Origin of the sequence: Pseudomonas sp. VA159-2 (genome assembly GCF_024126635.1) — a bacterium.
Taxonomy (GTDB): domain Bacteria; phylum Pseudomonadota; class Gammaproteobacteria; order Pseudomonadales; family Pseudomonadaceae; genus Aquipseudomonas; species Aquipseudomonas muyukensis.
Genome location: NZ_JAMYBV010000056.1, coordinates 1 through 4,132, shown reverse-complemented (window position 1 = coordinate 4,132; position 4,132 = coordinate 1). Strand labels below are relative to the sequence as shown.

Sequence of the window (4,132 nt, the reverse complement as noted above, 5' to 3'; positions counted from 1 at the left end):
TGCATTACCTGTACGAGCCGGGCAGTTTCGTGCCGGTTGCCCAGGCGCTGCGCAAGAGCCCGATCCGCTTGCTACGCCAGCCGGACTGGAACGACCGGGAGTACGATTTCGATCAGGACCCGCTGTGGCAACACGAGGTGAAGCCGCAGCCGATCGACGCGATTGCCTGGTACCAGTGCGACCACCTTGGTACGCCGATGGAGCTGACCGACCATAACGGTGAAGTGGCGTGGACGGCGCAGTACAAGGCATGGGGTGAGATCAAGGAAGCTCGCTCGGAGTGGGCGAAGCAAGTCGGCCTGGGCAACCCGATTCGCTTCCAGGGCCAATACCACGACCATGAGACCGGGCTGCATTACAACCGCTATCGGTACTATGATCCTAGGACTGGGCGCTTTATCAGTCAGGATCCAATAAGCTACCTGGGTGGGGTCAACCTCTATCAGTACGTGCCGAACCCGATTGATTGGATCGATCCATGGGGGCTAGCTCGGATCAAGAATGCAGTTGATGGTGACCGGCGGCACCAGCAATTTAACGACGTAATCAAGAAAAAGCACCCCAATGCAACAATTCAAAGTGAGTGCTACCTACGTGATGCAAATGGAAAGCCAGTCAAGGACCCTGTGACAGGTGAGCGGCGAAGGGTTGATACTGCAGTTATTGAAAATGGACAGGCAACCACTTATGAGGTCACTAGCTTGACAGCTGATAAAACTGACCAAATACAGAAGGAACAGAATACCAGGCGTGAGGGAGGTACTTATATTCGTGATAGGAGTACTAAAAAGCTTATTCCAGTTGTTGGGGTTTCAGACGTCGTGAGGTTGCCGTAATGCATCAAAACAATCATGTGGTATGGGGCGCTGCTAGCGAGCTGATTTCAGCCTATAAGAAGCTGAATGAAAGTGGAGAGTTGGTCGCGGACGTTGAGTCGCAGGAGGTTGTGAGAAGGGCCGTTTTGGCTAAATACGATTTCTTCTATCGTAATGGTCTTCTGCTGGTTAACCCATTTACCCCGCAGGGTGAGCTGATTGATAGAGATTATCGAGTGGAAGATTTTTCTAAGATCGGTTATGAGTTATGTCGGAAGAAAGTTCCTGCTTGGCTCAAGGGAAAAGGATCGAAAAAAATGCCGCCAGATATGTCTTTGTTAGTGAAGGCATTGGCAGAAGCAAAAAAATAGATTGTGGACCAAAAAGGGGGCGTATTTATTTTTACTACTCTGAAGTAGGGAAAATAAATCCGTCCCCTTTTTCTCCCTACAGTCTTTACTGGTTTGCTTGATCAGGCATGGCGGTGGCTTGCGGGAGGAAAAAAGTCACGCTCAAAGGTGTTGAAAAAATAATGAGAAGCACGGTTGTGGATGAGCAGGGTGCTACGACCGAGAATATCTTGCTAATATGTATTTGTACGCCCTGTCAGATCTCGTTGAGTATTTCAAAGAGGGCGATTCTGAAAGCTTGGGTTGTGTGGAGGAGGCAATTATTGATTTTTATGATTTCTACGTAGCCCAAGTTCACTTGGCAAGGCTTGGAGGGACGCAGGCGATTGTGTTGGACTCAGCTCAAGAAAATACGTTGAAGCAAGACCCGGTTTTCGCTGGCGAACTATCAATGTTAAGTGCTGATCGTGCAATGATCGAAAATCAGCTTGACTGGTCAAATATTGAGTCGAAGCGTTGAGGTGTTAGTCGGTTGTACAAAAAAAGTGGACGGATTTATTTTTTACTACTCTGAAGTAGAGGAAATAAATCCGTCCCCTTTTTCCTATTTTTCTCCGCCTTTTTTATCGTAATAATGAAAGCCTAAAGGGACTTTCTCAAGCGAGGTTATGAAGTATGGTGAGACGACTCATGGAGAGCGGCGCTATACCCAGAAATATTTATCTGAAAATAATGTTTACATGCAGCGAGAAGCAAGTGGTACAAAAAGAGAAATGCACGCTTGGCAAAATCAGAAAATAGTTGCGTATAAAGCAGCGCATGGCGGTAAAAGGCCGCCGCTTAATAAGAGTGATTATTAGGGGTTCTCATGATCTTCCATTCTTCGAGTGAGCAGGATATTTCAGTTGGTCCGGGTGCGCAGGTAGCGCGGAGAAAGGTTGCGGCTGTTGTGTCTGATCTCCTAAGTGAGGTTTCTCTTGAGTGCGGTGCAGAAACTTGGAGTTATATTTCAATAATGATGCCGGATGATGCTATAGATGGCTACCCTGAGGTTAGTCGCTACCATAAGCAGCGGAGTGTTATTGAGGTTCGCGTACGGTTGCCATTCTATGAAGTTAAAGATGCAGATGATGTTGGGAAGATTGAGTTTATGCTTGAAGGATTAAATCGCTCGATCGATTTGATGGCTGGCATAAAAAGTTTAAAAATGTCTAGCGCCGATGCCGACGTGCTCAGAGGCGTCGTTACTCAGGCGAAGAGGAGACTTGGAGTTGCTTAAATATTCTTTTCTGACACTGTTCTACTCGGCTAAAACTACGAAACTCTGAGCTGTACTGCCCAACATTAGGTTGCCCCGTGTGCCAGTGTGAAACTGGGCTGCGGCTACACCCTGTACAGTTGGGGCGGCGATGCCCTCGCCTAGGAAAGCTCGCCGCCGCATGAGGGGTGTGAGACTGGTCGTACGGTACATTACCTTTACGAGCCGGGCAGTTTCGTGCCGGTCGCACAGGCCCAGCGCAACAATCCGATCCGCCTGCTGCGTCAGCCGGACTGGAGTAATCGCGAGTACGACTTCGATCAGGATCCGTTGTGGCATACCGAGGTCAAGGCGCAGACATTCGATGCGATCCTCTGGTACCAGTGCGACCATCTCGGCACGCCGATGGAGCTGACCGACCAAAACGGTGAGGTGGCCTGGACGGCGCAGTACAAAGCGTGGGGGGAGATCAAGGACACCCGTTCCGAATGTGCCAAGCAGCTCGGCCCGACCAATCCGATTCGCTTCCAGGGCCAGTACCACGACCACGAGACCGGACTGCATTACAACCGCTATCGGTACTATGATCCGAACATCGCGAAATTTATCTCTCAAGATCCGATAGGGTTGTTGGGAGGAACAAACCTCTACCAGTACGCGCCGAACCCTCTGATCTGGATTGATCCACTGGGGCTATCAAACGTAACAGTTGGTCGTTGGATGGGACCTTCCGAGTACAATCAAATGACTAGTACTGGGAAGGTTGTGCAAAGTTATACAGGAACAACACATGTTGCATCTCCAGCTAGTGTTGATGCTTTTGGGAAACAGGCTAAGCCCGGAACTAAGTATGTTGAGTTTAATGTTTTAGAGGGAAGGCTTGCCAAAAGGAAGGGTAATCCTGTACCGGAAATGCCAGTGGCAGAAGACATTCAAGTCAAAGCACATAAAACGGAAGATGGAATTATCAAATGTTCATAGAGATATTGGCTTGAGGTTAACTCAAGCAGAAAGCTGGAGCTGAATGAGAATGAGTTAAGCACAAGTGCCGTTATCAACGTTGATGATGAGTGTAATTTGGCGAGGCTGACATTGTGGGATGATGATAGTTGTGTCATTGAAGCTATCGATGTCGATTCTGGTGGCTATATAATTAATGAGCGTTACGAGATAAAAGACCTGCAGGGATTCATTGACGTTTTCGGAAAGTTTATTTCGGTGTTGAAATAGGGATATTTAGTTTTAGCGGATCTGTGCCTGGTCGCGGCCGCGTTGGCAGGCCCAGGCCAGGTGCCTGCCAACCCGCCAGCCGCCGCAGGCAACCTGCTGGTCTACGACCCCCAGGCCCGCATCGACAACTAGATGGCCGGCGCCTACAGCACCAACCTCAGATCCGCCCTCAATGCGACGGCCAAGGCTGAACTGCTCGAATGCTTAACCTGAAAACGTAAAAAGGTCTGAGGAACAGGTCAAGGCCGCCGTCGGTGGCGACACCGGCGCCATGGCCCAACTGGCCAGCAACGTGGTGCCGGGCGCCGCGCCCGCGCTCAAGGCCGCCAACGCGGCCCGCCAGTTGCCGAGCCTGCCCACGCTCACCCCAGCGCTTAATCCGGCGAAAGGCCTGGGCCGCGAGGTGCTGGCATGACCGACACCAAACAACGCGAACCCCAGGTCGCCGTCGCTCCGCTCAACACCATCGACGCCAAGGA

At 50.5% G+C, this 4,132-nt stretch carries 5 protein-coding genes and 1 pseudogene; all 6 read left to right on the top strand.

Annotated features, from left to right (window positions below; all coding sequences use genetic code 11):
* Nucleotides 1-836: RHS repeat-associated core domain-containing protein (locus NJG22_RS24255; protein WP_253098452.1), on the top strand; the 836-nt coding region annotated here is incomplete at its 5' end.
* Entirely contained in the window at nt 836-1,186 is a 351-nt protein-coding gene (locus tag NJG22_RS24250; protein ID WP_253098450.1) for a hypothetical protein, read from the top strand. The genes NJG22_RS24255 and NJG22_RS24250, both read left to right, overlap by 1 nt.
* Before the next feature lie 217 nt (nt 1,187-1,403).
* Nucleotides 1,404-1,685 (top strand): hypothetical protein, encoded by a 282-nt coding sequence (locus tag NJG22_RS24245; RefSeq protein ID WP_253098448.1) that lies wholly within the window; start codon nt 1,404-1,406, stop codon nt 1,683-1,685.
* Between the two features lie 348 nt (nt 1,686-2,033).
* A complete protein-coding gene (locus tag NJG22_RS24240; protein ID WP_253098446.1) occupies nt 2,034-2,444 on the top strand; it encodes a hypothetical protein in 411 nt (136 codons plus the stop codon).
* A 90-nt stretch (nt 2,445-2,534) separates the two neighbouring features.
* Nucleotides 2,535-3,122, top strand: a pseudogene (locus tag NJG22_RS24610) (RHS repeat-associated core domain-containing protein); the annotation flags it as partial.
* A gap of 802 nt (nt 3,123-3,924) precedes the next feature.
* Nucleotides 3,925-4,068, top strand: a complete 144-nt coding sequence (locus tag NJG22_RS24230; RefSeq protein WP_253098445.1) for a hypothetical protein — start codon at nt 3,925-3,927, stop codon at nt 4,066-4,068.
* The last annotated feature ends 64 nt before the right edge of the window (nt 4,069-4,132 follow it).

Coding starts and splice junctions, on each gene's coding strand:
- NJG22_RS24250 (WP_253098450.1), top strand. CDS start 836: ATGCATCAAAACAATCATGTGGTATGGGGCGCTGCTAGCGAGCTGATT.
- NJG22_RS24245 (WP_253098448.1), top strand. CDS start 1,404: ATGTATTTGTACGCCCTGTCAGATCTCGTTGAGTATTTCAAAGAGGGC.
- NJG22_RS24240 (WP_253098446.1), top strand. CDS start 2,034: ATGATCTTCCATTCTTCGAGTGAGCAGGATATTTCAGTTGGTCCGGGT.
- NJG22_RS24230 (WP_253098445.1), top strand. CDS start 3,925: ATGGCCCAACTGGCCAGCAACGTGGTGCCGGGCGCCGCGCCCGCGCTC.